General features: G+C 45.2%; 1 protein-coding gene. It reads left to right on the top strand.

Annotated features, from left to right (window positions below; all coding sequences use genetic code 11):
* Positions 1 to 921, top strand: a 921-nt coding sequence (locus A3763_RS02035) for a chemotaxis protein CheA (RefSeq protein WP_197482695.1), incomplete at both ends; no start/stop codon positions are given.

The raw sequence follows: 921 nt of genomic DNA, 5'->3' as shown, positions 1-921 counted from the left end.
AGCATCAGCAGGTTTCGCAAAACCAGCTGCTAAAGCGGCATCGAAGAAGAATGAAACCATAGCGACAGAAACAACAGTTCGTGTTGATACAAAGCGCCTAGACGATATCATGAATATGGTGGGTGAATTGGTGCTTGTGCGTAACCGACTAAAACGTCTTGGCGATGCAAGCAGTGACGAGTCCATGCAGAAGGCTGTGTCCAACTTAGATGTCGTGACAGGTGATCTTCAGTCAGCGGTTATGCAAACTCGAATGCAGCCGATTAAGAAGGTCTTTGGACGTTTTCCCAGGGTTGTGCGAGATTTGGCTCGGAACCTTAAGAAAGAGGTTAACCTGGTTCTGGTTGGTGAAGATACTGACCTTGATAAGAACCTTGTTGAAGCGCTATCTGACCCCTTGGTTCACCTTGTACGAAACGCTGTAGACCACGGCATTGAAATGCCTGATGACCGTGTGACGAAAGGTAAGGAACGTATAGGGCAGGTGGTTCTGTCAGCACAGCAGGAAGGTGATCATATCATGCTAGCCATTGAAGATGATGGCGCAGGTATGGATGCTGAGGTTCTACGTCAAAAAGCTGTTGAAAAAGGCATTTACGACCAAGACGCTGCTGATCGCTTAAGCGATAGCGAATGTTATAACCTTATTTTTGCACCTGGCTTTTCGACTAAGCAGGAAATATCCGATATTTCCGGCCGTGGTGTGGGAATGGATGTTGTTAAGACAAAAATTACCCAGTTAAACGGTACGGTAAATATTGATTCTGAGTTAGGTAAAGGCTCGCGACTTTCAATTAAAGTACCCTTAACTTTGGCGATCATGCCTACCTTGATGGTTAAGCTTGGAAATCAGTCCTTTGCTTTTCCTCTGGTTAGTGTGGTTGAAATTTTCCACCTTGATTTGACCAAGACAAATGTTGT

Source organism: Oleiphilus sp. HI0128, from assembly GCF_001635365.1.
This window is presented reverse-complemented; position numbering and strand designations above follow the sequence as displayed.